Annotated in this window: 29 protein-coding genes, 1 tRNA gene and 1 other RNA gene; 20 read left to right on the top strand and 11 right to left on the bottom strand. The window is 71.4% G+C overall.

From position 1 onward, the window contains the following. Positions 1–198: 198 nt before the first annotated feature. From E7742_RS10320 to E7742_RS10305, 4 genes are all read left to right on the top strand, one after another. Positions 199–621: a DUF3052 domain-containing protein gene (locus E7742_RS10320; protein ID WP_137798870.1), complete on the top strand. Its 423-nt coding sequence runs from the start codon at positions 199–201 to the stop codon at positions 619–621. An 82-nt stretch (positions 622–703) separates the two neighbouring features. Continuing rightward, positions 704–1,168, top strand: a complete 465-nt coding sequence (locus tag E7742_RS10315; protein WP_137798869.1) for a peroxiredoxin — start codon at positions 704–706, stop codon at positions 1,166–1,168. A 32-nt stretch (positions 1,169–1,200) separates the two neighbouring features. Further along, positions 1,201–1,272, top strand: a tRNA-Val gene (locus E7742_RS10310). Between the two features lie 179 nt (positions 1,273–1,451). Beyond that, positions 1,452–2,009 carry a protein-tyrosine phosphatase family protein gene (locus E7742_RS10305; protein ID WP_254699231.1) on the top strand — a complete coding sequence of 186 codons (558 nt, stop codon included), beginning with the start codon at positions 1,452–1,454 and terminating at the stop codon, positions 2,007–2,009. Here the strand turns inward: E7742_RS10305 and E7742_RS10300 are convergent. Further along, the gene (locus E7742_RS10300; RefSeq protein ID WP_137798868.1) at positions 1,986–2,723 is read right to left on the bottom strand and encodes a VIT1/CCC1 transporter family protein; all 738 of its coding nucleotides are present in this window, start codon (positions 2,721–2,723) and stop codon (positions 1,986–1,988) included. The two genes, E7742_RS10305 and E7742_RS10300, sit on opposite strands and share 24 nt — an antisense overlap. 144 nt (positions 2,724–2,867) lie before the next feature. On the opposite strand from E7742_RS10300, the gene E7742_RS10295 reads away from it, so the two are divergent. The 7 genes from E7742_RS10295 to E7742_RS10265 all read left to right on the top strand — a co-directional run bounded on the left by E7742_RS10295 (position 2,868) and on the right by E7742_RS10265 (position 7,774). Continuing rightward, entirely contained in the window at positions 2,868–3,464 is a 597-nt protein-coding gene (locus tag E7742_RS10295) for a DUF4178 domain-containing protein (protein WP_137798867.1), read from the top strand. Beyond that, a complete protein-coding gene (locus E7742_RS10290) occupies positions 3,461–3,964 on the top strand; it encodes a DUF2617 family protein (RefSeq protein ID WP_137798866.1) in 504 nt (167 codons plus the stop codon). The genes E7742_RS10295 and E7742_RS10290 overlap by 4 nt, the downstream gene beginning before the upstream one ends. Further along, positions 3,952–4,359, top strand: coding sequence for a DUF4247 domain-containing protein (locus tag E7742_RS10285; RefSeq protein ID WP_441346894.1), 408 nt, complete (start codon positions 3,952–3,954; stop codon positions 4,357–4,359). The genes E7742_RS10290 and E7742_RS10285 overlap by 13 nt, the downstream gene beginning before the upstream one ends. Before the next feature lie 32 nt (positions 4,360–4,391). Beyond that, complete coding sequence (locus tag E7742_RS10280) at positions 4,392–4,862, top strand: DUF350 domain-containing protein (protein WP_137798864.1); 471 nt, start codon at positions 4,392–4,394, stop codon at positions 4,860–4,862. Continuing rightward, on the top strand, positions 4,859–6,412 hold the full coding sequence (locus E7742_RS10275) for a polyamine aminopropyltransferase (protein WP_137798863.1): 1,554 nt from the start codon (positions 4,859–4,861) through the stop codon (positions 6,410–6,412). Before E7742_RS10280 ends, E7742_RS10275 begins: the two co-directional genes overlap by 4 nt. Positions 6,413–6,425: 13 nt before the next feature. Continuing rightward, on the top strand, positions 6,426–7,415 hold the full coding sequence (locus tag E7742_RS10270; protein WP_254699230.1) for a cobalamin biosynthesis protein: 990 nt from the start codon (positions 6,426–6,428) through the stop codon (positions 7,413–7,415). A gap of 83 nt (positions 7,416–7,498) precedes the next feature. Next, positions 7,499–7,774 carry a putative quinol monooxygenase gene (locus E7742_RS10265; RefSeq protein ID WP_137798862.1) on the top strand — a complete coding sequence of 92 codons (276 nt, stop codon included), beginning with the start codon at positions 7,499–7,501 and terminating at the stop codon, positions 7,772–7,774. A gap of 13 nt (positions 7,775–7,787) precedes the next feature. Here E7742_RS10265 and E7742_RS10260 read toward each other — a convergent pair whose 3' ends face one another. The 3 genes from E7742_RS10260 to E7742_RS10250 are packed head-to-tail and all read right to left on the bottom strand — an operon-like array spanning position 7,788 to position 9,985. After that, on the bottom strand, positions 7,788–8,816 hold the full coding sequence (locus E7742_RS10260; protein ID WP_137798861.1) for an SURF1 family cytochrome oxidase biogenesis protein: 1,029 nt from the start codon (positions 8,814–8,816) through the stop codon (positions 7,788–7,790). A 28-nt stretch (positions 8,817–8,844) separates the two neighbouring features. After that, positions 8,845–9,300: a low molecular weight protein-tyrosine-phosphatase gene (locus E7742_RS10255; RefSeq protein ID WP_137801140.1), complete on the bottom strand. Its 456-nt coding sequence runs from the start codon at positions 9,298–9,300 to the stop codon at positions 8,845–8,847. Between the two features lie 7 nt (positions 9,301–9,307). Beyond that, on the bottom strand, positions 9,308–9,985 hold the full coding sequence (locus E7742_RS10250) for an HAD-IA family hydrolase (protein WP_137798860.1): 678 nt from the start codon (positions 9,983–9,985) through the stop codon (positions 9,308–9,310). Positions 9,986–10,048: 63 nt separating this feature from the next. Here E7742_RS10250 and cobC point away from each other — a divergent pair, with 63 nt between their 5' ends. From cobC to E7742_RS10230, 4 genes are all read left to right on the top strand, one after another. After that, positions 10,049–11,095 carry an Rv2231c family pyridoxal phosphate-dependent protein CobC gene (cobC, locus tag E7742_RS10245; protein ID WP_137798859.1) on the top strand — a complete coding sequence of 349 codons (1,047 nt, stop codon included), beginning with the start codon at positions 10,049–10,051 and terminating at the stop codon, positions 11,093–11,095. 5 nt (positions 11,096–11,100) lie between these two features. Continuing rightward, a complete protein-coding gene (locus E7742_RS10240; RefSeq protein WP_441346916.1) occupies positions 11,101–12,237 on the top strand; it encodes a Nif3-like dinuclear metal center hexameric protein in 1,137 nt (378 codons plus the stop codon). Positions 12,238–12,428: 191 nt separating this feature from the next. Then, positions 12,429–13,166, top strand: coding sequence for a zinc ribbon domain-containing protein (locus tag E7742_RS10235; RefSeq protein WP_137798857.1), 738 nt, complete (start codon positions 12,429–12,431; stop codon positions 13,164–13,166). Continuing rightward, positions 13,163–14,269 carry a bifunctional RNase H/acid phosphatase gene (locus E7742_RS10230; RefSeq protein ID WP_137798856.1) on the top strand — a complete coding sequence of 369 codons (1,107 nt, stop codon included), beginning with the start codon at positions 13,163–13,165 and terminating at the stop codon, positions 14,267–14,269. The genes E7742_RS10235 and E7742_RS10230 overlap by 4 nt, the downstream gene beginning before the upstream one ends. On the opposite strand, the gene E7742_RS10225 is transcribed toward E7742_RS10230, so the two are convergent. Beyond that, entirely contained in the window at positions 14,247–14,741 is a 495-nt protein-coding gene (locus E7742_RS10225) for a DUF4383 domain-containing protein (RefSeq protein WP_254699229.1), read from the bottom strand. The two genes, E7742_RS10230 and E7742_RS10225, sit on opposite strands and share 23 nt — an antisense overlap. A gap of 248 nt (positions 14,742–14,989) precedes the next feature. Here E7742_RS10225 and E7742_RS10220 point away from each other — a divergent pair, with 248 nt between their 5' ends. Then, positions 14,990–16,387: a dicarboxylate/amino acid:cation symporter gene (locus E7742_RS10220; RefSeq protein WP_137798855.1), complete on the top strand. Its 1,398-nt coding sequence runs from the start codon at positions 14,990–14,992 to the stop codon at positions 16,385–16,387. 35 nt (positions 16,388–16,422) lie between these two features. Here E7742_RS10220 and E7742_RS10215 read toward each other — a convergent pair whose 3' ends face one another. Together E7742_RS10215 and E7742_RS10210 are read right to left on the bottom strand one after the other, a co-directional pair. Then, positions 16,423–17,658 (bottom strand): SLC13 family permease, encoded by a 1,236-nt coding sequence (locus E7742_RS10215; protein WP_137798854.1) that lies wholly within the window; start codon positions 17,656–17,658, stop codon positions 16,423–16,425. Positions 17,659–17,681: 23 nt separating this feature from the next. Then, the gene (locus E7742_RS10210; RefSeq protein ID WP_137798853.1) at positions 17,682–18,209 is read right to left on the bottom strand and encodes a DUF1697 domain-containing protein; all 528 of its coding nucleotides are present in this window, start codon (positions 18,207–18,209) and stop codon (positions 17,682–17,684) included. Positions 18,210–18,285: 76 nt separating this feature from the next. Here E7742_RS10210 and rnpB point away from each other — a divergent pair. Further along, positions 18,286–18,712, top strand: an RNA gene (gene rnpB / locus E7742_RS10205) — RNase P RNA component class A. Between the two features lie 397 nt (positions 18,713–19,109). Then, entirely contained in the window at positions 19,110–19,295 is a 186-nt protein-coding gene (locus E7742_RS10200) for a hypothetical protein (protein WP_137798852.1), read from the top strand. 91 nt (positions 19,296–19,386) lie between these two features. On the opposite strand, the gene E7742_RS10195 is transcribed toward E7742_RS10200, so the two are convergent. The 4 genes from E7742_RS10195 to panB all read right to left on the bottom strand — a co-directional run bounded on the left by E7742_RS10195 (position 19,387) and on the right by panB (position 22,735). Continuing rightward, positions 19,387–20,292, bottom strand: a complete 906-nt coding sequence (locus tag E7742_RS10195; RefSeq protein ID WP_137798851.1) for a CHAD domain-containing protein — start codon at positions 20,290–20,292, stop codon at positions 19,387–19,389. Between the two features lie 45 nt (positions 20,293–20,337). After that, positions 20,338–21,294: a prolyl aminopeptidase gene (gene pip / locus E7742_RS10190; RefSeq protein WP_137798850.1), complete on the bottom strand. Its 957-nt coding sequence runs from the start codon at positions 21,292–21,294 to the stop codon at positions 20,338–20,340. A 3-nt stretch (positions 21,295–21,297) separates the two neighbouring features. Then, the gene (locus E7742_RS10185) at positions 21,298–21,774 is read right to left on the bottom strand and encodes a hypothetical protein (RefSeq protein WP_137798849.1); all 477 of its coding nucleotides are present in this window, start codon (positions 21,772–21,774) and stop codon (positions 21,298–21,300) included. 118 nt (positions 21,775–21,892) lie between these two features. Then, positions 21,893–22,735, bottom strand: coding sequence for a 3-methyl-2-oxobutanoate hydroxymethyltransferase (gene panB, locus E7742_RS10180; protein ID WP_137798848.1), 843 nt, complete (start codon positions 22,733–22,735; stop codon positions 21,893–21,895). Between the two features lie 186 nt (positions 22,736–22,921). On the opposite strand from panB, the gene E7742_RS10175 reads away from it, so the two are divergent. Then, on the top strand, positions 22,922–24,487 hold the full coding sequence (locus E7742_RS10175) for an alpha/beta hydrolase (protein WP_137798847.1): 1,566 nt from the start codon (positions 22,922–22,924) through the stop codon (positions 24,485–24,487). A gap of 68 nt (positions 24,488–24,555) precedes the next feature. Further along, positions 24,556–25,896, top strand: a complete 1,341-nt coding sequence (locus E7742_RS10170; RefSeq protein WP_137798846.1) for a glutamine synthetase family protein — start codon at positions 24,556–24,558, stop codon at positions 25,894–25,896. The last annotated feature ends 90 nt before the right edge of the window (positions 25,897–25,986 follow it).

Raw genomic sequence — 25,986 nt, 5'->3', positions numbered from 1 at the left:
TCGCGGCCTCCGGCGGGGCCCGATATTTGCCCTGATAACAGCGCTTCGCTCGGCGCGTCGCACACTTTCTCGATATGTTCGGGGACGTCGGCTTGCGTCAAGCGCTTCGACCATGTTCGCTTTCAGCTATCGATCGACACACGCTCGATCCCATCCGGGGTGGAAAATTCACCCCGCCGAACAGAGGAGGACACCACCGTGGTCGCCGCGGCGGACGCTCAGAACTACGCTCAGAAACTTGGCATAACCCACGACATGGTGGTTCAGGAGCTGGGCTGGGACGAGGACACCGACGACGAGCTGCGCGTAGCGGTGGAGGACGCCGTCGGTGAGGAAATGGTCGACGAGGACTCCGACGAGGTCGTGGACGTCGTGCTGCTGTGGTGGCGGGACGGAGACGGTGACCTGGTCGATGCGCTCATGGACGCCATCGGGCCGCTCTCCGACGACGGCTTCGTGTGGGTTCTCACCCCCAAGACCGGCCAGCCCGGGCACGTCGAACCCAGCGAGATCGCGGAGTCCGCACCGACCGCGGGCCTGACCCAGACGTCGGCCGCGAATCTCGGCAACTGGAGCGGCAGCCGGCTGGTGCAGCCGAAGGCACGCGCGCCCAAGCGCTGAGTCGCAGCTTCTTCTTCCGCGCATCCGCCCGGCGTACGTTGGCCGTGGCGGATGCGCGACGTATTCGACGTTAGGACCAGGTATGCCTCTCGAGGTGGGCGCAGCGGCGCCCGATTTCACGCTCAAGGACCAGAACAACCAGGAAGTCTCGCTCGCGGACTTCCGGGGCAAGAAGAACGTGCTCCTCGTCTTCTACCCGCTCGCGTTCACCGGTGTCTGCCAGGGCGAGCTGTGCCGGGTGCGCGACGAGCTGCCGAAGTTCCAGAACGACGACGCCGAGATCCTGGCGGTCTCGGTGGGTCCCTCGCCGACGCACAAGATCTGGGCGGCGGAGCAGGGCTACACGTTCCCGCTGCTGTCGGACTTCTGGCCGCACGGCGAGGTAGCGCAGGCCTACGGCGTGTTCAACGACAAGTTCGGATTCGCCAATCGCGGCACGTTCGCGATCGACAAGGACGGCATCATCCGCTTCGCGGAAATGAACGGCCCCGGCGAACCCCGTGACCAGGGAGCTTGGGAGAAGGCGCTCGCCGCGCTAAAGTCCTGAAGCGATTCCGGCGGCCGCGGCCGCCGGATTTCGGGCGTGTAGCTCAGTGGTAGAGCTCTGGTTTTACACACCAGCGGTCGGGGGTTCGAAACCCTCCGCGCCCACTCGATGTCCCTCCGCAGTACCTCGCGTGAGGGACTTTTCGTTTCTTTAGGTAGCCGTCGCGCAGCGGGCGCGACGCCGACGGGTCGGTCAGGAATTGCGAGCCCCGCGAATTCACTCCCGTCGTTGTGGGAAAACCGGTGATACTGGAATCCCGGCCCGCTCCCGAACGGACACACCCGTGAACGACGACCTCGCGGATCCCACTGCGATCGACATCAAGGTCGACCCGATGCGTCAGCACCTGATCGGGATCACCGCGCACGGCCATCTCCCGTTCGACGTGCCGGTCGTCAGTGAGATCGCGACCAACCTGTGGCAGGGCGGCTGCCGTGACGGACTCGTGCTGCCGAAGTTCGTCAGCCACCTGGTCTCGCTCTATCCGTGGGAGCAGTACGACATCCGGCACAGCATCGACTCGGAGATGTACGTCCGCATGTACGACAGCGCCGAGCAGGGCTTCGAGCAGGTCGACGTGCTCGCGGCGTGGGTGAACGTGTGCCGCGAGACCGGTCCCGTGCTGGTCCACTGTCAGGTGGGGCTCAACCGGTCCAGCCTGGTGGCCGCGCGCGCCATGGTGCTGGCCGGCGAGGCCGACCCGGCGGGGGCCGTGGCGCTGCTGCGGGCGCGGCGCTCCCCGGCCTGCCTGTGCAACCCGGCGTTCGAGACGTGGCTGCTGCACGATGCCCCGCCGCCCGGCGCGGCGGTATCGGCGTCAGACGCCGGCGACGCCGAGTAACTGGCCGATCCCGTACGTCACGGCCATCGCGAGCGCGCCGCCGATCACGACGCGCACGATCGCTCGCGGCCGGTCGGCCCCACCGAGCCGCGCACTCAGACTGCCGGTGATCGCCAGCGCGACGAGTACCGCCACGAACGTGACCGGGATGCGCGCGGTGGCCGGGGGCAGCAGGATCGCGAGCATCGGCAGGATCGCCCCGACCGTGAAGGAGACGGCCGACGCGCCGGCCGCCTGCCACGGATCGGTCAGCTCGTCCGGGTCGATGCCCAGCTCCACCTCGGCGTGCGCCGCGAACGCGTCGTGAGCGGTGAGCTCCTCGGCGACGGTGCGGGCGGTCGCGGGGGACAGACCCTTGGCCTCGTAGAGCGCTGCGAGTTCGTCGAGTTCGGCGTCCGGGATGGTGGCCAGCTCGACGCGTTCCTTCGCCAGCAGCGCCCGCTCGGTGTCGCGTTGAGTGCTCACCGAGACGTATTCGCCGAGGGCCATCGAGACCGCGCCGGCAGCAAGCCCGGCCAGACCGGCGGTGAGGATCGGTCCGCGATCGGTGGTGGCCGCGGCGACACCGACCACCAGACCGGCCACCGACACGATGCCGTCGTTGGCGCCGAGGACACCGGCGCGCAGCCAGTTCAGCTTCGAGGACAGTGCGCCGCCGTGCGGCTCCGCGCCGTGCTCGCTCGCCGAGCCGGGCGACCCGTGATCGGAAGTCACACCGGAAGGTTATGGCGGCGAGGGCACTACGCACCAGCAATGCAAGGCTGTCCGAAGCCGCGGGTGGGTGTACCGCGCAGCGCCGCGCGCCGGTAGGGTCGGGCGGGCACCGGAACGAATCGAACGGGGGGGAAGGCTGTCCGCATGGGTGTCCTGATTGTCTTGATCGTCGTGTTGATTCTGGTGCTGGTCGCCGGGATCGTCGTATTCGCCCGGCGCACACGGACACCGGCGCCGGCGCCGCGCGTCGATCCCCTCGCCGACTACCCGGAGGTCTACGACCCGCACAAGATCGGTGTCGGCGACATCATCACGTACGCGGGTATCGATCACGTGGTGCGCGGCACGATCGTCCTCGACCAGGAGGGCTACCAGTGGCGGGAGCACCTGCTCGACGGGTCGACCGGTCGGCGCTGGCTCACCGTCGAGGACGACGAGGGCGAACTCGAGATGACCCTGTGGATGCGGCGCGAGGGTACCGGCCTCGAACCGGGCGGCGACGTCGTCCTCGACGACCGGGTGTACCGGAAGATCGAGTCCGGCTCCGCGCGGTACACCGCCGAGGGCACCACCGGCACCGCGCCGTCCGGATCGATGGACTACGCGGACTACGCCACCTCCGACAAGACCGGCCTGCTCGCCTTCGAGCGGTGGGCGCGGACGGCGTCGTGGGAGGTCTCGACGGGACGGGCCGTCACGCGTGGTGAGCTGACGGTGATCCACGCCGGTCCCGTCCTGTGAGCGTCCACCTGCTCGACGTCGAGCCCACCGACGTGGCCGCCGACGCACTCGGTCTCGTGCTCGACGCCCCGGTGCCCGAGATGCTGGCGTCGCTGCGCCTGCACGACGCGGCGGCCGGCACGGTGACTCTCGGTGTGCTGGGCGCGTCGCACGTGGTGGTCGGCGAGACCGATCGCGTGGTGCTCACCGAGCAGGTCTCGTGCACCGCGGTCCTGGCCGGCGGCCACCGGTTGCCGGACACGGCGGAGCGGCCCGGGTACCGGTTCGCGGCCCGGACCGAACGGGTCTCCGGCGCCGAACTGCGGCGCCGCGCCGCGGACCTGCGAGCCCGCTCCACCGACGACCGCTGGGTGTGCGGTGCGTTCCCCGGTGACCGGGACGCGCTGACGGCGCTGACCGCCGTCGCGGAGGCGGGGCAATGGCGCTGGCGGACATGGCATCTGTACCCCGGTGACGGGCACGGCACCGTCGTCGCGACCGAGAGCAGGTGGCGCCCGTGAGGCGCGCGGGCATCGTCGCGGCGCTGGCCACGGCGACGATCCTGCTCGCCGGCTGCGGCGCAAACGTGCGCGACCACATCGGCGACAAGTTCGAGCGTCGGGACACGACCGGCTCGGTCACCACCTACTACTCGCGGGACCCCGTGGGCACCACCGTCAGCCGCATCGTCGCCGACGACCAGCCGGCCGCCCGGAAGGCGGACGGCAACAACGAGTACCTGCGGTACGACGACGACATCGTCACCGTCGGGCCCGCGGCGGGCGGCGGCAGCACGGTGACCGTCGAGGATCTCGGCCGCTACAACGGCGGCCATTTCGCCTACCTCGGTCCCGGCTTCAGTCCCGGCTCACCCGCCGCGGGCAACACCTCCGGCGGATCGGGATCCGCGAAATGACAACCATCACACAGCAATCCGGGAGCGCGCACATGACCGTCACGAACCTGGCCGCCGCCACCGAGATCGGCTCCGTGGAGTTCCTGCCCATGGTCGGGGGCGTGCTCGCCACGCTCGCCTACTTCGCGGTGGGCGTGGGCGTGCTGGCCGCGGGCTTCGCGATGCTCGACGCCCTCACCCCGGGGAACCTGCGCCACCAGGTGTACGTCGAGAAGAACCCCAACGCCGCGCTGCTGCTCGGTGCGAACCACCTGGCGCTGGCGGTCATCGTGATCACCGCGATCCTCACCAGTTCCGACGGCTTCGCCCAGGGGATCCTCGACTCGCTCGTCTACGGCGTGGTCGGCGTGGTGCTGCAGGCCGCCGCACTGGCGATCATGAACGTGCTGCTGCCGGGTCGCCTGGTCACGCTGGTCGGCGAGCCGCGGATGTGCGGTGCCGCGTGGGCCGTCGCGGTGACGCTGTTCTCGGTGGGCCTGGTCAACGCCGCCGCGCTCTCGTGACGACGGCGGTGCCCGCCGCGGCGCCGGCGCTGGGGCGCCGCTCCCGAGTGGTGCTGCTCGCCGCGGTCGCCGCGTGCGCGGCGTGCGGGCTGGTCTACGAACTGGCGTTGCTGACGCTCTCGACCAGCCTCACCGGCGGCGGCATCACCGAGACCTCGCTCATCGTCGCCGGGTTCGTCGCGGCACTCGGTGTCGGCGCCCTCGCGGCCAAACCGCTGCTGCACCGCGCCGGTCCGTCGTTCGTCGCCGTCGAGGTGGTGCTCGGGCTGGTCGGCGGCGTCAGTGCCGCCGCGCTGTACGTCGCCTTCACGTTCCTGGGCTCGTCGACGTGGGTGCTGGTGCTCGCCACCGCCGCGATCGGGGTGCTGGTGGGGGCCGAGGTTCCGCTGCTGATGACGCTGCTGCAGACCGGGCGGGCCGGGGACGCGGCCGACACGGGCAAGGTGCTCGCCAACCTCAACGCCGCCGACTACGCGGGCGCGCTCATCGGCGGACTGGCGTGGCCGTTCCTGCTGCTGCCGTGGGCGGGACTGATCCGCGGCACGGCGCTGACGGGCATGGTCAATCTGGTCGCCGCCGCGGTCGCCGCGCTGTTCCTGCTGCGCGGGCACCTGCGCCCGGTGATCCGGGCGGCCGCGATGCTGGCGCTGCTGCTCGCGGCCGCGCTGCTCGGCGGCCTGCTGGTGCGCGCCTCCGACATCGAGACCACGTCCCGCCAGCGGCTGTACCCGGACCCGGTCGTGTACGCGCAGCGGTCGCAGTACCAGGAGATCGTCGTCACCGAACGCGCCGGCGACGTCCGCCTGTACCTCGACGGCGATCTGCAGTTCTCGAGCCGGGACGAGCACCGCTACACCGAGGCACTGGTGTACCCGGTGCTGGCACGGGACCCGGAGCGGGTGCTGATCCTCGGCGGCGGGGACGGGTTGGCGGCCCGGGAGGTCCTGCGTCACGGTGGTGTGCGCGAGATCGTGCAGGTGGAATTGGATCCGGCGGTGCTCGACCTGGCGAACACGCGCCTGCGGGGACTCAACGAGGGTGCGCTGGCGGACGAGCGGGTGACCGTCGTCGTCGACGACGCCTTCCGCTGGCTGCGGGAGGCGGCCGGCGGCCGGTTCGACGCCGTGATCGTCGATCTGCCCGACCCCGACACCCCGACGCTGGGCCGGTTGTACTCCACCGAGTTCTACGGGCTCGCGACGACCGCGCTTGCGCCGCGGGGACTGATGGTGGTCCAGTCCGGCAGCCCGTACTCGACACCGGACGCGTTCTGGCGGACCGTCGCGACCGTCGAGTCCGCGGGCCTCGGCGCGACGCCGTACCACGTGTACGTGCCGAGTTTCGGGGACTGGGGTTACGTGCTGGCGCAGGCGGGCTCGCCGCCGCAGCTGGCACTGGCGCCGGACGCCGCGCCGCGAAAGTTCCTGGACGAGCAGACGCTCGCGACCGCCGCCGTGTTCCCGCTCGACCGTCAGCGGCGCGCGCTCGAGCCCTCGACGCTCGATCGTCCCCGCATCGTCGACGACATGCGTCGTGGTTTCGAGCGGTGATAGAACTACCGTCGTGCTCCGCTCTGCCCGCCGCATCCCGGCCCGACGTCCACGTTCCTCCGCCCGGGCGGCGGGCCTGCTGATCGGGTACGCCGCCGACCGCGCCTTCGGTGATCCGCGGCGGTGGCATCCGGTGGCGGGATTCGGGCGCGCCGCAACACTGTTGGAGCAGCGGACCTACGCCGACAGCCGACTGTCGGGCGTCGCGCACACCGCTGTGCTCGTCGGTGCGGTCACCACGGTGGGCGTCGGCGTCGAGCGCCTGAGCACGCGGCTCGGCTGGGCCGCCGAGACGGCCGCGACCGCGGCGGCGACGTGGACGGTACTGGGTGGCACGTCGCTCGCGCGGACCGGACGCACGATGTCGCGGCATCTCGAGGCGGGGGACATGACGTCGGCGCGGGCGTTGCTGCCGTCGCTGTGCGGACGCGACCCGCACGTGCTCGACGCGGACGGCCTGGCCCGCGCCAGTGTGGAGTCGGTCGCCGAGAACACCTCCGACGCCACCGTGGGCGCGCTGTTCTGGGGCGCGGTGGCGGGCGTGCCGGGGCTGCTGGCGTATCGCGCGTCCAACACCCTCGACGCCATGATCGGCTACCGGTCGCCGCGGTACGCCCGCTTCGGGTGGGCGGCGGCCCGCTGGGACGACATCGTCAATCTCGCGCCGGCACGGGTCGCCGGGGTGCTCACGGCGGCGGTCGCGCCGGTCGTGGGCGGCGCGCCCCGGGCCGCGCTGGCGGCGTGGCGGGCCGATGCCGCGCACCATCCGAGCCCGAATGCCGGGGTCGCCGAGGCATCGGCTGCCGGTGCACTCGGCGTGCAGCTGGGCGGGCGCACCGAATACGCGCACGGCGTGGAGTCGCGGCCCACTCTGGGGAGCGGACCGGCGCCGGTCGTCGCGGACCTCGAGCGGGCCGCGCGGCTGTCGACGGCGGTGCAGACGGCGTCGGCGCTCACCGCGGCCGCGCTGGCACTCGGCCCGCGCCGGCTGCGGGGCGCGTGAGCCCGAGCCGATGAGTTTCCGCCCCCGCGGCGGTCCTACCTTGCAGAATTGCAGCTCGTCCAGGGGCGCAGCGAGGAGGAGACATGATCATCGTGGCGGGGCACCTCACGGTCGCGGCGGAGGACCGGTCGCGCTACCTGGACTCGTGCCGGGACGTCGTGGCCGGCGCCCGGTCGGCGCCGGGGTGCATCGACTACGCGCTGGGCGCCGATCTGGTGGACCCGGGCCGGATCAACGTCGTCGAGATGTGGACGACGCGCTCCGCCCTCGAGGCGTTCCGCGGCGACGGACCGGACGAGGGCCTGGGCGCGCGCATCCTGGCGCTGGACGTCCGCGAATTCGAGTGCGACGGGCCGTGACGGGCGCGGGGGATCAGCGGTGCTTGCCGTAGCGATCGGCGAGCCTGGCCTCGGACGCGGTCAGCGGCTTGGCCGCTTCGTCGGACTTCTTCAGCAGCTTGCGTCGGCGGGGGAGCGTGAACTCGTCGTCGCCCGGTGCCGCGGCGGCCGACGGGGCGGGGGCCGGAGCCGCGGGCGCGGGAGCGTCGGGCACCGGGGACTGGGGCTCCGGCTGGGGCCGGGGCTCCGGCTGGGACTGTGCCACGCGGGCCGCCACCGAGGTCTTCGCCGGCGGCGCCGGCGCCGGGGTGGCCGCCGCGGACTGCCGGGCCTTGCGGCGCTCGCGCAGTTCGGCGCGCACGAAGTACGCCAGGCCCAGGGGCGCCATGATCCCGAACGCGAGCCATTGCAGTCCGTACGAGAGGTACGGGCCGGCATCGAGTTGCGGCAGCGGGATGGTGCCGAGTCCGCCCGGCTGGGCGTCGTCGAGCTGGAGGTAACCGTTCACCAGGTCGGCGCCGATGAACTGGCCGATCTGACCGGAGTCGATGTAGTACACCTGTTTGGTGCCGGTCTCGACGATCGGTTCCTTGCCGGGGACGGTGCCCTCGGACATTCGGATGCGGCCCTCGACGGTCACCTGACCGGTGGGGGCCGGCGGAATCGGCGGGGCCTCGGTGCCCTGGAGCGGGCGCACGTAGCCGCGGTTGACGAGCATCGTCTGCCCGTCGGTGAGCAGCATCGGAGTGAGCACCTCGTACGCGGGGCTCTCCTCGACCGAGCGCAGCCGGACCAGGATGTCGCCGCCGGGCTCGTAGGTGCCGGTGGCGGCGACCTTGCGCCACTCGTCCGACGGTGCCGGACCGGTCCCGGCGATCAGCGAGTCGATCGGCACCGCGTCGGCGTTGATCGACTGCTCGAGCAGGCCGTTGCGCTCCGACGTCCGAGTGTTCTTGCCCAGCTGCCACGGCGCCAGCACCGTGAAACACATGAAGGCGAAACCGGCCACGACGGCTGCCAAGGCCAGCCAGCCGGGTCGCAACAGAAACTTCAGCCTTCCCACGTCCCCCACGGTACTGGGTCGTCGCAGGTCAGTTCTCCCGCACCCAGGCCAGCAGGCCGGGGATCGCCGCCTCGATCTGGTCGCGTACGAGCTCGAAGTCGCTCATGTCGCCGTAGTAGGGGTCGGGGACCGAGTCGCCGTCGGCGTCGGGGTCGAAACTGCGCAGCAGGAGGCGCCGTTCGGCCGGGACACCGAGCCGCGCGAGAATCCGGTCGTGCCCGCGATCGAGCGGAACCACCAGGTCGGCGGACAGATGCTCGGCTCCGACCTGGGCGGCGCTGTGCCCGGTCGGGTACCCCGCCGCCTCAAGCACCTTGTCGGTGCGCGGGTCCGCGCCGTCTCCGACGTGGTAGCCGTGGGTGCCGGCGCTGCTCACCCGCACGCGCCCGTCCAGGTCCGCCCGCCGCACGTGTTCGGCGAAGATCCGCTCGGCCATCGGCGAGCGGCAGATGTTGCCGGTGCACACGAACGTGACGTGAATCATGCCCATGTCACACCGTCCGGGTGAGGATCCGGCCCAGATGCGGCACCGTCGGCGCCGACCATCGCGCCCCCTGTGCCTCGGCCGTGGTCCCGTAACCCCATTCGACGAACACCGTCGGGATGCCCCACCGGGCCGCACCGTGCACGTCGTGCTCGCGATCGCCGATCATCACGACGTCCGCGGTGCCGCCGGCGACCGCCGGGATGCCCAGCCCGCCCAGGACGTGCTCGATGACGTCCGCCTTGGCGCGGCGCGCCCCGTCGGGGCTGGCCCCGCCGATGACCTCGAAGTAGTCGGCCAGACCGAAGTGCTCGAGGATCCGGATCGCGAACGTCTCCGTCTTGGACGTCGCGACGGCCAGCCGCGCACCGGTGTCGTGGGCGAGCGCGAGCATCGCGTCGATGCCGTCGTACACCTCGTTCTCCGCCCAACCGACGGCGTCGTAGCGCTCGAAGTACGCCGCGAGCGCCGCCGCGGTGGCCGCCTCGTCGAGGCCCATCGCCCGCATCGAGTCCATCAGCGGCGGGCCGATGACGGTCCCGAGCACCTCCGCGGTGGGCGCCGGGGCACCGACCGCCGCGAGGGCGTGCCGGAACCCGTTGTGGATGCCGAGTGCGGAGTCGGTGAGGGTGCCGTCGAGGTCGAACAGCAACACGGGGGCGAGCGGTGCGGCGGAGGTTGTCACCCGGTCATTGTCCTCGGACGCCGCAGCGAGCGAGCACCGGCTCGCGCCGTAGGCTCGACGGCTATGGAATCCGGTTCGGGAACGGTGCTCGACACGCTCACGCGGCTGCGGCATCACGGCGACGCCGAGGCGGCGCCCGGACTGGTGGATTTCGCCGTCAACGTCCAGGGCGCCGGCCCACCGGAGTGGCTGCGGCGCAGGCTCGCCGACGCACTCGGCGGGCTCGGCCGCTATCCCGCCGCCGCCGCGGACCGGCGCGCCCGGGAGCAGGTCGCGGTGCGGCACGGCCGCGACCCCGGCGACGTGTTGCCGCTCGCGGGCGGCGCGGAAGGATTCGCGATGCTCCCGCGGCTGGAGCCGCGCGAGGCCGCGCTGATCCATCCGTCGTTCACCGAACCCGAGCTGGCGCTGCGCGAGGCCGGTGTCCCGGTGACGCACGTGACGCTGGACGCGCCCTACCGGTTGGATCCGTCCGCGGTGCCGGAGTCCGCGGACCTGGTGGTGATCGGCAACCCCACCAACCCGACCTCGGTGCTGCACCCGGCCGCCGACGTCCTCGCGCTGCGCCGGCCCGGCCGGCTCCTGGTGGTCGACGAGGCGTTCATGGATGCGGTGCCGGGGGAGACCGAGTCGGTGGCGGGCCACGCACTGCCCGACGTGCTGGTGCTGCGCAGCCTGACCAAGACGTGGGCGCTGGCCGGACTGCGGTGCGGGTACGCCCTCGGGCACCCCGACGTCCTCGCCCGGCTCACCCACGGCCGGGCGCACTGGCCCGTGGGCAGTCTGCAGCTCGAGGCGATCACCGCCTGCAGCGGGCCCGCCGCCGTCGCGGAGGCCGCGGCGAGGGCGCGGGCCGTCGCGGCCGACCGCGACGTCGCGACCGCGCTCCTGCGGGAGGTGGGGATCGACGTCCACACCCCGGCGGCGGCACCGTTCCTGCTGCTGCGGGTCCCCGACGGGGCGGACGTGCGGCAACGGCTGCGGGCGCGGGGGATCGCGGTGCGGCGCTGCGACACCTTCCCGGGACTGGGACCGGACTTCCTCCGCATCGCGGTGCGGCCCCGCGAGATGACCGAACACTTGATCGCGACGTTGAAGGAGATCCTGTGACCGAAATCCCGACGACACCGACGCTGGCGGACGTGATCGGCGTGCTCGAGGCGGCGTACCCGCCGGCGCTGGCGGAGTCGTGGGACTCGGTCGGCCTGGTCGCCGGCGACCCCACCGACGAGGTGCGCAGGGTCGTGGTCGCGGTGGACGCCACCGCCGCGGTGGTGGACGAGGCGCTCGCGTCGGGTGCCCAGCTGCTGCTGGTGCACCATCCGCTGCTGCTGCGCGGGGTCGACACCGTGGGCGCCCACACCTCCAAGGGCGCCCTGCTGCACCGGCTGATCCGCGGCGGCTGCGCCCTCTACAGCGCGCACACCAACGCCGACCGCGCCGATCCGGGCGTCTCCGACGCGCTGGCCGCCGCCCTCGGCCTGGCCGGCACCCGGCCGCTGGTCCCGATACCCGACACCGTCACCGACAAGTGGGTGGTGATGGTGCCGACCACCGACACCGACCGCGTGCGCGAGGCGCTGTTCGCTGCGGGCGCGGGCGAGCTCGGCGACTACCGCGAATGCAGCTGGACGGTGACCGGTGCCGGTCAGTTCCGCCCGCTCGCCGGTGCGAACCCGGCGCTCGGTGCCGTCGGGGACCTCGAGTCGGTGACCGAGGACCGGGTCGAGGTGATCGCGCCGCGGTCCGCCCGTTCTCGGGTGCTGGCGGCGCTGCGGGCCGCGCATCCGTACGAGGAGCCGGCGTTCGACGTGTTCGAGACCGCGGACTTCCCGGGCCGGCGCGGGCTCGGCCGGATCGGCGAGCTGCCGCACGCGGAGACGTTGCGGGAGTTCACCGCGCGGGTGGCCGCGGCGTTGCCGCGCACCGAGTGGGGCGTGCGGGCGGCCGGTGATCCCGACCGGGTCGTCCGGACGGTCGCGGTGTGCGGCGGATCGGGGGACTCGCTGCTGGACACCGTCGGCCGACTGGGCGCGGACGTCTACGTGACCGCGGATCTGCGGCACCATCCGGCGGACGAGCACCTGCGTACCGGCGGCCCGGCCCTGGTCGACGTCGCGCACTGGGCCAGCGAGCAGCCGTGGTGCGCGCAGGCCAAAGGCGTGCTCGACGACCGGTTCGCGGGTGTGGCGGGCTGGGACGTGCGGGTGACGGAGTTGCGGACGGACCCGTGGACCCTGTCGTGTCACTGACGCGAGCCGTCCGGTGTGACTGACGGCGAGCCGTCCGGTGTGACTGACGGCGAGCCGTCGGGTGTGACTGACGGGGCCGCCGTCAGGTGGCGGATGTGGTCGGTGACGGGCGGATGCAGGGTACGGTTGACGTCTGATCTCGGGCCGTCCGAGCACCTCGAAGAACAAGAACACAGCAGGAGCTTCCACGCGTGAACGTCGACCCCACAGTGCAGTCCAAGCTTCTCCAGCTCGCCGGTGTGGACACCGAGCTGGCCCGGCTCGCGCACCGTCGCGGGGCGCTGCCCGAGCAGCAGGAGGTGGAGCGCCTCGAGGCCGAGCGTGTCTCCCGTAAGGACGCGGCGGTGGCCGTGGAGATCGTGCTCGACGACCTCGATCGCGACATCAAGAAGCTCGAGGGCGAGGTGGACGCCGTCCGGCAGCGGGAGACGCGCGACCGCAAGCTGCTCGAGGGCGGCACGCTCGCACCCAAGCAGCTGTCGGAGTTGCAGCACGAGCTCGGCAGCCTGGAGCGGCGCCAGAGTGTGCTAGAGGACGAGCTGCTCGAGGTCATGGAGCGGCGCGAGGCATCGCAGGCCGACCACGATCATGCGGGCGCGCGGCTGACGCAGGTCGAGGACGAGCTGATCGACGCGGAGCGGCGCCGGGACGACGCCGTCGCGGATCTGGACAAGACGCAGGAGCGGTGCGAGACCGACCGCGCGGCGCTGGTGGGGCAGTTCCCCGACGAGTTGCTGGCGGTCTACGAGAAGCAGCGCGGGCAGCGCGGCGTGGGGGCCGCGCTGCTGCAGGCCCGCCGTTGCGGCGCGTGCCGCATCGAGATCGACCGCGGCGAGATCGCCCGCATCGCCGCGACCCCGGCCGACGTCGTCGTCCGTTGCCCCGAGTGTGGCGCGATCATGGTGCGCACCAAGGAATCCGGTCTGTGACTGCCGACCGGGTCGTCGTCGAGGCCGACGGTGGTTCCCGGGGCAATCCGGGCCCGGCCGGGTACGGGGCGGTGGTCTTCGACGCCGACCGTGGCCGCGTCCTGGCCGAGCGGCGGGAGTTCCTCGGGGTGGCCACCAACAACGTGGCGGAGTACCGGGGTCTCATCGCGGGCCTGACGGCGGCGCGGGACCTCGGCGCGCACGAGGTGGACGTGCGGATGGACTCCAAGCTGGTCGTCGAGCAGATGTCGGGCCGCTGGAAGGTCAAGCACGCCGACATGATTCCGCTGGCGCAGCGGGCGCGTGAGCTCGCCGCGTCGTTTGCGCGGGTGTCGTACACGTGGATTCCGCGCAGCGAGAACAGCCACGCCGACCGGCTCGCGAACGAGGCGATGGACGGCGAGGATGCGATCACCTCGGGCCGCGTGGACGACGGGGCCCGCGAGTCGGCGACGCCCGCCGCGGCCGCGCCCGGCTGGACCGGGGCGATCGGTGCGCCCACCCGGATGCTGCTGTTGCGCCACGGGCAGACCGAGTTGTCCGTCGAGCGTCGCTATTCCGGACGCGGCAATCCGCCGCTCACGGAGTACGGCCGCGCGCAGGCCCGCGCCGCGGCGGACCGGATCGCCGCGAAGGGCGCGGTGGCGGCCGTGGTCTCCTCGCCGTTGGGGCGTGCCCGGGAGACCGCCGAGGCGGCAGCCCGCGCGCTCGGGGTGCCGGTCGACGTCCACGACGGGCTCATCGAGACGGACTTCGGCAAGTGGGAGGGCCTGACGTTCGCCGAGGCCGCGCAGCGCGACCCCGACCTGCACCGGCGCTGGCTGTCGGACACGGCCGTCCGCCCCCCGGCGGGCGAGAGCTTCGACGAGGTCCGCGCCCGCATCGAGTCGGTCCGCGCCGACCTCACCGCCGCCTACGCGGGTTCCAACATCGTGGTGGTCACGCACGTCACGCCCATCAAGACATTGCTGCAGCTCGCCCTCGACGTGGGGCCGTCGCTGCTGTACCGCCTCCATCTGGATCTGGCGTCGCTGAGCATCGCGGAGTTCTACCCGGACGGCGGCTCGTCGGTGCGGCTGGTCAACGATACGTCGCACCTGTAGGACCGTCGTCGTGGCGGGGGAGGGCGACCCCGAGGAACACCAGCGTCACGCCGGCGACGAGGTGCAGCCAGCTCGCGGCGTAGTCGACCGGCATGAAGTTCGACGCCGTGTCGGTGTCGATGACCAGCCCGTACACGCCGAGCAGCACCCCGAGGGCGCCGCTGCCGAGGAGGAACATCTCCGCGGCCGCCAGCGTCCGTGACATCGCCAGCCCCACGATCGCGGTCGCGATGTGCGCGACGTTGTGCAGGACGGACACGTCCACCCAGCCGACCAGCCGGGCGCCCGTGCCGGGGCCGGCCCAGGCGATGTCGTCGACATCGGTGGTGGCGCCGGGGACGAAGCCCAGAACTCCGATCACCAGCAGGATCAGCGCGATCACGGTCGTCGCGAGCTGCGTCGTGGTCCGCGCGAAGCCCTCGGATTCGTCCATCGATCCCACCTCCGGTGACGGTGCGATGACTCGGATCATCGCTTCCATTGTCGGTCCCCGGTCGCCGCGCGGGTAGCCGATTGGCGTCCGCGCGGCGGACGAGCGTAGCCTCGACGGCTGTGAACGCCCTGCTGACCTGTCGCCGCTATGTCGACAACTGTCGGCAGGCGAGCGCGGTCTGTCACGTCTGACGCCCGAACTCTCCGGGCACCCCCGCGCGTCCCCTCGCGGCCGCGTGCGCGTCGTCGTGCGCCGCCGTTTCCACATCATCTTTTCGAAAGGCCCTCATGTCGGCCCCCACCCTCGACGCGCCTCGGCGCGCGCTGCCCAGATGGGCAACCTCGTTCGGCCCTCAGATCGTCGCCGGTCTGATCCTCGGTGTCGTGATCGGTCTCGTCGCCCGAGCGATGCCGGACGCCGCGGACGGCAACGAGAACTGGCTCGTCGGCACCGTGAAGACGATCGGTTCGAGCTACGTCGCACTGCTCACGGTCGCCGTCATTCCGCTCATCTTCACGGCCGTCGTCAGTTCCATCGCGAACTTGCGCAACGTGGCGAACGCCGCGCGACTCGCGGTGCAGACGCTGCTGTGGTTCGCGATCACCGCCTTCGTCGCGGTGCTGGTCGGCATCGTGGTCGGCCTCGTCACGCAGCCGGGCGCGAACACCTCGGTCGATGCCGACGCGGCCAAGGCGCCCGCCTCCGGCGGCTCCTGGTGGGCGTTCCTCACCGGTTTGGTGCCGCAGAACTTCCTGGGCCTGGGCGCCAAGACGACCGTCACGGGTGGTCAGGTCACGGACGGCGCCGTCTCGGGACTCAGCGCCACCACCTCGCTGAGCTTCAACGTGCTGCAGCTGCTCGTCGTGGCGATCGCGATCGGCATCGCCGCGCTCAAGGTCGGGGAGAAGGCCGAGCCGTTCCTCAACTTCAACGCCGCGCTGCTGGCGATCGTGCAGAAGGTGCTGTGGTGGATCATCCGCCTCGCCCCCATCGGCACCGCCGCGCTGATCGCCAAGGCCGTCGCGACCTACGGTTGGGACGCGATCGGTCAGCTCGGGATGTTCACCCTGGCCGTGTACATCGGCCTGGCGATCGTGTTCTTCGTCGTGTACCCGATTCTGATTCGCGTGCACGGCCTTTCGGTGCGGAACTTCTACTCGGGCGTCTGGCCCGCGACGCAGCTGGGCTTCGTGTCCCGGTCGTCGATCGGCACGTTGCCGCTCACCGAGCGGGTCACCGAGCGCAACCTCGGCGTGCCCCGGGAATACGCGTCCTTCGCGGTGCCGCTGGGTTCGACGACCAAGATGGACGGCTGCGCCGCGGTCTATCCCGCGATCGCCGCGATCTTCGTCGCCGAGTTCTACGGCGTGAACCTGAGCCTGACCGACTACCTGCTCATCATCGTGGTGTCGGTGATCGGTTCGGCGGCCACCGCCGGCACCACCGGTGCGACGGTGATGCTGACGCTGACGCTGTCCACGCTGGGCCTGCCGCTGGCCGGTGTCGGTCTGCTGCTCGCGGTCGAGCCGATCGTCGACATGGGCCGCACCGCCGTCAATGTCACCGGTCAGGCCCTCGTGCCGACCATCGTGGCCAAGCGGGAGAAGATCCTCGACGAGTCGCTGTACAACGCGCCGCGCCAGGGCGACCCGTTCGCCGACGAGGACCTCGAGCCGGCCCGCTGACGGGAACCACAACACGAGAGATCCGACGGGGACCGTCACAACACGAGGTACAGCGCCGTCGTCGCGCCGACGACGGCGAGGGGCGTGGTGGCCAGCCCGAGCCCGGTGAACGTGCCGAGCTCGGGCCGGCAACCCCCGGCGGCCGCGACCCGCCGCCACAACATGGTCGCGAGCGAACCGACATAGGTGAGGTTGGGGCCGAGGTTGACCCCGATCAGCATCGCCAGCACCAGGCCGGTGGGGGCGGCCGGCCCGAGCGCGGCGAGCAGCAGCAGCGTCGCGGGCAGGTTGTTGAGCAGGTTCGCGGCGAGGGCCGCGATCGCGGCCGTCGCCAGCATGCCGGGGAGGGTGGCGTCGTCGGGCAGTAGCTCGCCGAGCCAGTCGCCGATCGGTCCGGTGGCGACGCCGGCCACCACGACTCCGAGGGCGAGCACGAACCCGCAGAACCACAGGTCGGCCGCGTACACGACGCGTTTCGGTGTCGTGCGCCCGGCGCGCAGCGCCGGCACGGCCAGCACCGCCGCTCCCGCCGCGGCGATCCATCCCGGGGCGATCCCGACCAGCCCGCCGAGCGCGAATCCCGCCAGCGTGGCGGCCAGCACGGTGAGCGCCAGTGTCGGCGCGCCCGGCAGCGTCCGCACCGGTTGCGCCGGTTCGTCCGCGCGGGGGGACAGGTCGCGGCGGAAGAAGATCAGGAAGACCGCCAGCTCGATCGCGACCGTGACGAGCCACGGCACGGCCATCACCGCCGTGAAGTGCACGAACGACAGGCCGGTCGCGGAGAACGCGATCAGATTCGTGAGGTTGGAGACCGGGAGCAGCGTCGACGCCGAGTTCGACAGGTGGGCGGTGGCATACGCGTGCGGGCGCACGGGTGCCCGCACGGCCCGCGCCGCGCGGATGACGACCGGGGTGAGCAGCACGACGGTCGCATCGAGACTCAGGACCGCGGTGGTCACCGCCGCGACGACGAACACGAGCACGAGGAGCCGGCGCGGATGCCCACCGCCCGCGCGGGTGAGGACGGCCGCGACCCAGCCGAACACCCCGTGCGCGTCGGCCAGGTGCGCCAGCACCAGGATGGCGGCCAGGAACCCGACCGTCGGTGCGAGCGCGGTGATCTCGTCCCACGCCTCGGTGGGGGTCACGACGCCGAGCGCGAGAGCGAGGACGGCGGCCGGTCCGGCGACCACGATCTCGGGCAATCCGCGCGGGCGGACGATCGCGAACACGAGGACGGCGGCCACGAGCATCACCGCCACAACCGTCACCGCCGCATGATGCCACGCGGCGGCTACTTCAGCAGTTTCACCAGCGTCCGCAGATTCCGGGTGGTGGTGACGGCCTTCAGTTTCGGCTTACCGGTGTTCTTGCCGAACGTGCTGTCGAGCGTGCGCCCCCGCTCGACCTCCCAGTAGAGGACCCCGTCGCCGCCTGCGATCCGTTCGATCGCGGGATCCAGGTCGCCGCGTAGCGCGAGGAGATCCGCGAGCACTCCCGGTTCGGCCGTGAACATCACGTACGGATGCCAGCCGTCGCGCTCCGGGTCGAACGGGTACGCCTCGACGATGGCGGCCAGCCTCGCGATGTCGAGGACGAACACCCACGCCTCGTACCCGAAGACCTCCCGAAGTGCCGCCTCGACGGTCGCCTTCAGTTGCGCCGCGTCGGTCGCGTCGGAGGTGAACAGCACGTTGCCCGACGCGAGCACCGTCCTGACGTCGTCGAACCCGAGATCGACGAACACCCGGCGCAGGTCGGCCATCTTGATGTTGATGCCGCCGACGTTGATGCCTCGCAGAAGTGCCACGTAACGGGTCATGGCGCGACGATAGTGCGGCGGACCGACACCGCGGGTTCGGACACGGCGACGTCACCCAGTACTCTTGTCGTGCGGACGAGTTGGCCGGGCGGCCGCGATCACGGGAACCGGCATCGCTTCAGATGTCAGGCCCGGGACCGAGGAAAGTCCGGACTCCACAGAGCAGGGCGGTTGCTAACGGCAACCCGAGGTGACTCGCGGGACAGTGCCACAGAAAACAGACCGCCGGCGCGCAAGCGTCGGTGAGGGTGAAAAGGTGCGGTAAGAGCGCACCAGCGCCCCAGGTGACTGGGGCGGCTAGGTAAACCCCGCCCGGAGCAAGGTTGAAGGCCGCACCGGTGCCCTCGCGGGCGCGGTGTGCGGCTGCGCAGGTGTTCGAGGGCTGCTCGCCCGAGCCTGCGGGTGAACCGCTCGAGGTACCCGGCGACGGTGTGCCCAGATGGATGGTCGCCACCCGGCGTTCGCGCCGGGGACAGGATCCGGCTTACACGCCGACTCGTCCGCCTCGACCCGACAGACGAAAGGCCCCCGGATTTCTCCGGGGGCCTTCGTCGTTCGCTCGACTACTGGAAGTAGCCACCGAGCGGGTTGATCATGAGCAGCTTGGCCCAGTACTCGGCGGTCGCTTCGCCGAGGTACGGCAGCAGGGTGTCGAAGATGATGTAGGACATGGCGGAACTCCGATTTCTGACGCGCACGCGTCGGTACGAGGGCGACGGGGTGCACCGGTGTTCGAAGGACGCGGGGGCGTCGACAAGTGCGCCGTACGCGCAGAGATTAGCAGGACGAGCGGGTTTGTCACAGACCCATATCTCGCTTGTCACTCCGACTTCACATAGCAGTTACGACGGGGCCGCGCACGGGATGGTGACGGCGGCCCTGAGGGGGCACACTGAGGGCATGAGCGACGACGACACCCAGTGGTACTTCAACCTGTCCGACGGCACCGTCCACCAGGGCAAGGCCGGCGACGTCTTCGACCGGATGGGCCCGTATCCGGATCGCGAGAGCGCCGAACGTGCCCTGCAGATCGCGGCCGCCCGCAACAAGGCGGCGGACGCCGCCGACGAAGAGTGGAACAACTGATCGACCGGGTTCGTGTCTCGCACGGCGGCCACTTCGGCGCCGTGCGAGCCGAATTCGCGCCGGCCCGGTCCGGTGTCCGGTCGGGATCGGCTCAGCTGCCGAACCCCAGCGTGCGGTGCGCCCGGCGTATCGCCTTCACGTGGCGGGGCAACTCGGCGACCGCGCGTGCCGCCGCCTGCTCCTCGGTGGCGTAGAGCAGCCCGTAGGTGAAGGTGTCCTCGTCCTCGTCGCGCGCCCGCGCGGCGGTGTCGAGGATCCATCCGCGCGCCAGCACGCCGTCCTGGTGGTCGCCGAGCTGCGTCTGCAGGGCCTTGGCGGCGGCGCCGAGCGCGGCGGCCGACGGCTCCGCCGCCGCGACGGCCTCGGCCGCGTACCGGAGCTTCTTGGCGCGCTTACGGACCCGGTGCAGTGCCGGCCCGACGTCCGCGGTCCCGCCGTCCGCGGCGTCCTTCGTGAGGCGGCGGGCCTTCCTCGCGGCCTTGCGCAGCTGCCGGTACGACCTGTCGAGCCCGCCGCGCAGCGTGACGTCCGCCGGCACCGGGTACGTGCCCGCGGTGACCTCGTCGAGCAGCGCGCACAGGGCGGCGTACCGCGGTTGGGTGAGCACCTCGACGATCTGGGCGTGCCCGGCGCGGTAGAGGTCGTCCTGCGTGCCGACCAGACGTTGGTGTACCGACCCGACGAGGAGATCCGCCGGCTGGGTGTCGATCAGCGTCGCGAACCTCTCGGCGAGTACCTCGGCGTCCCGGGCCCGTCCGAGAACCGCACCGAGCCAGCGCAGTTCGGACCGGGCGGTGGCGGTGCTGTCGGCGGGGAACGCCTCACGGAACGAACCGAGGAGACTGCGCAGACGTCGGGCGGACACGCGCATCTGGTGCACCGAGTCCGGCACGTCCGCGCGCACGTCCGCCGCGAGCGAGGTCAGTCGCTCGTAATGGTGTCGCGCCGCCGGCACGATCACGTCGGCGACCACGGTTCCGTGTTTCACTGCCGTCACCGCATCAGGTCTACCAGTGCCGTCGGCGTCCGTCGACCGAAACCGTCAGGCGCGGAAGCGGTCCGTGGCCTCGACGAGGTGGTGGGTGATACCCGGTTCCGCGGCGGCGTGCCCGGCGTCGTCCACGATGTGCAGCGTGGAGGTGGGCCACGCGCGGTGCAGCTCCCACGCGCTCGTGGCGGGGCAGACGACGTCGTAGCGTCCCTGCACGATCACCCCAGGGATCGTCGCCAGCGCAGCGGCGTCCCGCAACAACTGACCCTCGTCGATGAAGCCGGCGTGCCGGAAGTAGTGGTTCTCGATGCGGGCGAACGCCAGCGCGAACCGCGGCTCGGACGTCTCCTCCACCCGCTCGGGACGCGGCAGCAACGTGCTGGTCGCGCCTTCCCAGCTCGACCACGCGATCGCGGCCCGCAGGGCCACATCGGGATCGGCCGAGTGCAACAGCCGGTGGTACGCCTCGACGAGGTCGCCGCCGCGCTCTTCGGGCGGTACGGGAGCCAGGAACTTTTCCCATCGCTCGGGGAAGAGTTGCCCGGCGCCGCCGTTGTAGTACCAGTCGATCTCACTGCGGCGCAGCAGGAAGATGCCCCGCAGCACCAACTCGGTCACCCGGTGCGGATACCGCTGGGCGTACGTCAGCGCCAGCGTCGAGCCCCACGAGCCGCCGAAGACCTGCCAGCGGTCGATGCCGAGATGCGTACGCAGCGCCTCGATGTCGGCGACGAGGTGCTCGGCGGTGTTGACGGACAGGTCCGCGCCGTCGGCGACGTGCGGGGTCGAACGACCGCAGCCGCGTTGGTCGAACAGCACGATGCGATAGGCGTCGGGGTCGAAGAACCGCCGGTGCGCGGGATCGGTGCCACCGCCGGGACCGCCGTGCAGGAAGACGACGGGCCTGCCGGCAGGGTTGCCGCTGACCTCCCAGTACATGCGCTGGTCGTCGCCGACGGCGAGGAAACCGGTCTCGTGCGGCGTGATCGGGGGGTAGAGCGTGCGCACGGGTCAGAAACCGATCAGCGCGGACGCCAGGTTCGGGATCTCGAGCGCTTCCAGCGCGCCCTGGCGCACCTGCGGGCATTGCGCCGAGGTGATCGCGTCGATCTGCCCGCGGTCGTTCGCGAGCTTCAGCAGGTCCATCCCGTTGGCGGTGGCCCACGAGATGACCACGGTGTTCAGTCCGCCCTTGCCGATCGTCGGGGTGTAGGTGCGCCAGTTCTGCAGTTGCTCCTCGAGATCGGAGCACAGCTGCGCAGCCTGCGGGTCGGTGGCGCCCACCGCGCCTGCACCCGGGGCGGCGGACTGCGCCGAGGGCGCGGTGGTCCGCGCCGAGGAGGGCACCGACGTGGAGGGGACGACCTCGGTGTGTGCGCTGTTGCCGGGCGTCGGGGAGTCGTCGGTGCTGCTGCATCCGCCGACGAGGGCGGCGAGCGCGGCAGCTGCGGCAGCGGTGGCCGCAAGGCGTCCTCGGCGTTCGGTCATGGGCTGCACCTCGGTTCTCTCGGGGACGGGGTCCGGAATGTCGAGTGTGCCAAAGAACGGGGAGGTCGTCCGATTTCGTCGGCCGGCCTCCCCGTCTCCCGTGGTGGGGCGGCGTGCGTCAGAAGCTGTGCTCGGCGGCCGGGAACGTGCCGCCCTCGACCTCGTCGCGGTAGGCGGCTGCGGCGTCGCGCAGGGCCGCCCCGACCTCGCCGAAGCGTTTGACGAACTTGGCGGTCTTGCCGCTGGTGTAACCGGCCATGTCCTGCCACACCAGCACCTGGGCGTCGCACTCGTTGCCGGCGCCGATGCCGACGGTCGGAATGGTGAGCTTGCGAGTCACCTGCCCGGCGAGTTCGGCGGGAACCATCTCCATGACGACGGAGAAGGCGCCGGCCTCCTGCACGGCGATGGCGTCGGCGATGAGCTGCTCGGCACCGTCGCCGCGTCCCTGGACGCGGAAGCCACCGAGGCTGTTGACGGACTGCGGGGTGAAGCCGATGTGGGCCTGGACGGGAATCCCGGCGGCGGTGAGTGCGGCGATCTGCGGGGCCACCCGCTCGCCACCCTCGAGCTTGACGGCGTGGGCCTGGCCTTCCTTCATGAACCGGAAGGCGGTCTCGAGTGCCTGCTGCGGGGAGGCCTCGTAGCTGCCGAAGGGCAGGTCGGCGATGACGAGTGCATGGGGGGCGCCGCGGACCACACCGCGGACGAGGGGAAGCATCTCGTCGATCGTGACCGGCACCGTGGTGTCGTAGCCGTACACGACGTTGGCGGCGGAGTCGCCGACGAGCAGCACCGGAATCCCGGCCTCCTCGAACAGGCGGGCGCTCGAATAGTCGTAGGCGGTGAGTTCGGCCCACCGAGTGCCCTCGGCCTTCATGGCCTGCAGGTGGTGGATCCGGGTCTTGCGCCGGGGCGCCGCGGTGGGCGCGGAGGAACCGTAGACAGCGTTTTCGGACATCGTTGTCCCTTTCTGGCCTCGAGGCCCGACGTGGCGGGTCCCCGGGTGGGATGCTGACGCGTCTCAGTCTGCCACCGTGGCGTGAGGCCACGAAGAGCCGTGTCGGTGCGCTTGGTCACATCCGGCGCCATGGGGCGGCGGCCGTGGGCACCTGCGGGTTCGCGGCGGCGTGGCACGATCGTAGACATGCAGTCCAGACCCCGTTTGCTCGTGGCCGCTGCGATCGGGACCGTGGCCGCGCTCGCGGTCGGATGCGGTTCGGCGGACAGATCCGAGACGGTGACCGGCACCCCGGTCGCCGCGGAGCAGGTCGCGGGCGCGGGGACGGTGCCGCCGGGGCTCGACTCGTTCTACACCCAGCAGGTGGCGTGGGGTTCGTGCGACGGCTTCGCGACCGACGGCGAGGAGCTCGACCCTGCCCTCGAGTGTGCGCACGTCACCGTGCCGCTCGACTACGCCGATCCGGGCGGTGCGACGGCGCAGATCGCGATCTCGCGTGCCGCCGCGACGGGGGCGCGGCTCGGCTCTCTGCTCGTCAACCCCGGCGGGCCGGGTGCGTCGGGGCTGGGGCTGGCCACGGTCGCGGACGGCACCGAACTCGGCCGGCGGTTCGACGTCATCGGTTTCGACCCGCGCGGTGTCGGCGCGTCGACGCCACAGGTGCGCTGCCAGACGCCGCAGGAGACCGACGCCCGGCGCGGCGAGGCCGATGTCGACACGAGTCCGGCGGGCATCGCCCGTACCGAGCAGAAGAACCGCCTGTACGCCGCGCGGTGCGCCGAACGTTCCGGGCTGCCGCTGCTCGCGCACGTGGGCACGCGCGAGGTGGTCCGGGACATGGACGTGATCCGTTCGGTGCTGGGGGACGCGAAGCTCAACTACCTCGGCTATTCGTACGGCACCCGGCTCGGCACGGCGTACGCGGAGGCCTTCCCCGGGAACGTGCGCGCGATGGTTCTCGACGGCGCACTCGATCCGCAGCAGGACCCCGTCGAGGAGTCGGTGCTGCAGGGGGAGGGCTTCCAGAAGGCGTTCGACGCGTTCGCCGCCGAATGCGGGCGGAGCGTCGATTGTCCGCTCGGCGCCGACCCGGCCGCCGCCACCGTCCGCTTCCGGGCGCTGGTCGACCCGCTGGTGGCTCGTCCCGCCGCGACGACGGACCCGCGCGGTCTCAGCTACGACGACGCCGTGACGGGGGTGCAGCAGGCGCTGTACTCGCCCAACCTGTGGAGTTCGCTGCGCGGTGGGCTGAGCCAGCTCGCCGAGGGGCGCGGGGACACCCTGCTGTTGTTGGCCGACCTGTACGAGGGGCGGATGGACGACGGCAGCTACTCGAACCTCGAGGACGCGTTCAACGCGATCCGCTGCGTCGACGACCCGCCGGTGACCGATCGGGCGGTGGCGGGGGAGGCGGACGCGCGGTACCGGCAGGCGGCGCCCTTCCTCGACGACGGCCGCGGCACCGGCAACGCCCCGCTCGACGCGTGCGCGTTCTGGCCCGTGCCGAACACGGGCGCGCCCCACACCGTCACGGTGCAGGGGCTGCCTCCGGTGGTCGTCGTCTCCACCACCGAGGACCCGGCGACGCCGTACCAGGCGGGCGTGGACCTGGCCAAACAGTTGGGGGGAACGCTCGTGACCTACCGGGGGACCCAGCACACCGCGACGTTCGACGGCGTCGCCTGCGTGGACGAACCGGTGACCGCGTACTTCGTGGACGGGACCGTGCCCGATCCGGACCTGACGTGCTGAGCTGCCGAGGACGAGACGAATTTCACGATGTAACACAGATTTAACGCAGTTTGCCTAGTCTCGCGGGCATGGATCGCCAAAAGGAGTTCGTGCTTCGCACCCTCGAAGAGCGCGACATTCGGTTCGTCCGGTTGTGGTTCACCGACGTGCTCGGATACCTCAAGTCGGTGGCGATCGCGCCCGCGGAACTGGAGGGTGCCTTCGAGGAGGGCATCGGCTTCGACGGCTCCGCGATCGAGGGCTTCTCGCGGGTCTCGGAGGCGGACACCGTCGCCAAGCCGGACGCGTCGACCTTCCAGATCCTGCCGTGGGCCCACAAGGACGGCGCGCAGCACTCGGCGCGCATGTTCTGCGACATCGCGATGCCCGACGGCACGCCGTCGTGGGCCGACCCGCGGCACGTGCTGCGCCGCCAGCTCAGCAAGGCCAGCGACCTCGGCTTCTCGTGCTACGTGCACCCCGAGATCGAGTTCTTCCTGCTCGAGAACGGCCCGATCGACGGCACCCCGCCGATCCCGGCCGACAGCGGCGGCTACTTCGACCAGGCCGTCCACGACCGCGCCCCCAACTTCCGGCGGCACGCGATCGACGCACTCGAGTCGATGGGCATCTCCGTCGAGTTCAGCCACCACGAGGCCGCGCCCGGGCAGCAGGAGATCGACCTGCGCTACGCGGACGCGCTGTCGATGGCGGACAACGTGATGACGTTCCGGTACGTCGTCAAGGAGGTCGCGATCGACGAGGGTGTGCGGGCGTCGTTCATGCCCAAGCCCTTCGGTGACCAGGCCGGTTCGGCGATGCACACGCACATGAGCCTGTTCGAGGGCGACACCAACGCCTTCCACAACCCGGACGATCCGATGCAGCTGTCCGAGACCGGTAAGGCCTTCATCGCCGGCATCCTCGAGCACGCCAACGAGATCAGTGCCGTGACCAACCAGTGGGTGAACTCCTACAAGCGGCTCGTCCACGGCGGCGAGGCGCCCACCGCGGCCACGTGGGGTCCGTCCAACCGGTCGGCGCTGATCCGGGTGCCGATGTACACGCCCAACAAGGCGTCCTCGCGGCGCGTCGAGGTCCGCAGCCCCGACTCGGCCTGCAATCCGTATCTGACGTTCGCGGTGCTGCTGGCCGCGGGTCTGCGCGGCATCGAGAAGGGCTACGAGCTCCCGCCCGAGGCGGAGGACGACGTCTGGGCCCTCACCGATGCCGAGCGTCGCGCGATGGGCTACAAGCCGCTGCCGGGGAGCCTGGCGGAGGCCCTGCAGGAGATGGAGAAGTCCGAGCTGGTCGCGGAGGCGCTCGGTGAGCACGTCTTCGACTTCTTCCTCCGCAACAAGCGGCGCGAGTGGGAGGACTACCGCAATCAGGTCACTCCCTTCGAGCTGAAGGCCTACCTCGGCCTCTAGGGCCGACATCCACCGACCCGAAGAGGTGAACCGCGTGCCCCAACCGGCCAGTCCACGTGCTCGCGACGACGTGCGGATCGGGGGGAGTCG

The sequence above is a fragment of the Rhodococcus sp. SGAir0479 genome, assembly GCF_005484805.1.
In the GTDB taxonomy this organism is placed as follows: Bacteria; Actinomycetota; Actinomycetes; order Mycobacteriales; family Mycobacteriaceae; genus Prescottella.
The sequence above is the reverse complement of the archived record's forward strand: the minus strand, read 5'-3'. Positions and strand labels throughout refer to the sequence as shown.

Coding starts and splice junctions, on each gene's coding strand:
- E7742_RS10315 (WP_137798869.1), top strand. CDS start 704: ATGCCTCTCGAGGTGGGCGCAGCGGCGCCCGATTTCACGCTCAAGGAC.
- E7742_RS10295 (WP_137798867.1), top strand. CDS start 2,868: ATGGGTGTCCTGATTGTCTTGATCGTCGTGTTGATTCTGGTGCTGGTC.
- E7742_RS10280 (WP_137798864.1), top strand. CDS start 4,392: ATGACCGTCACGAACCTGGCCGCCGCCACCGAGATCGGCTCCGTGGAG.
- E7742_RS10265 (WP_137798862.1), top strand. CDS start 7,499: ATGATCATCGTGGCGGGGCACCTCACGGTCGCGGCGGAGGACCGGTCG.
- E7742_RS10255 (WP_137801140.1), bottom strand. CDS start 9,300: ATGATTCACGTCACGTTCGTGTGCACCGGCAACATCTGCCGCTCGCCG.
- cobC (WP_137798859.1), top strand. CDS start 10,049: ATGGAATCCGGTTCGGGAACGGTGCTCGACACGCTCACGCGGCTGCGG.
- E7742_RS10225 (WP_254699229.1), bottom strand. CDS start 14,741: ATGATCCGAGTCATCGCACCGTCACCGGAGGTGGGATCGATGGACGAA.
- E7742_RS10220 (WP_137798855.1), top strand. CDS start 14,990: ATGTCGGCCCCCACCCTCGACGCGCCTCGGCGCGCGCTGCCCAGATGG.
- E7742_RS10210 (WP_137798853.1), bottom strand. CDS start 18,209: ATGACCCGTTACGTGGCACTTCTGCGAGGCATCAACGTCGGCGGCATC.
- E7742_RS10200 (WP_137798852.1), top strand. CDS start 19,110: ATGAGCGACGACGACACCCAGTGGTACTTCAACCTGTCCGACGGCACC.
- E7742_RS10185 (WP_137798849.1), bottom strand. CDS start 21,774: ATGACCGAACGCCGAGGACGCCTTGCGGCCACCGCTGCCGCAGCTGCC.
- panB (WP_137798848.1), bottom strand. CDS start 22,735: ATGTCCGAAAACGCTGTCTACGGTTCCTCCGCGCCCACCGCGGCGCCC.
- E7742_RS10175 (WP_137798847.1), top strand. CDS start 22,922: ATGCAGTCCAGACCCCGTTTGCTCGTGGCCGCTGCGATCGGGACCGTG.
- E7742_RS10170 (WP_137798846.1), top strand. CDS start 24,556: ATGGATCGCCAAAAGGAGTTCGTGCTTCGCACCCTCGAAGAGCGCGAC.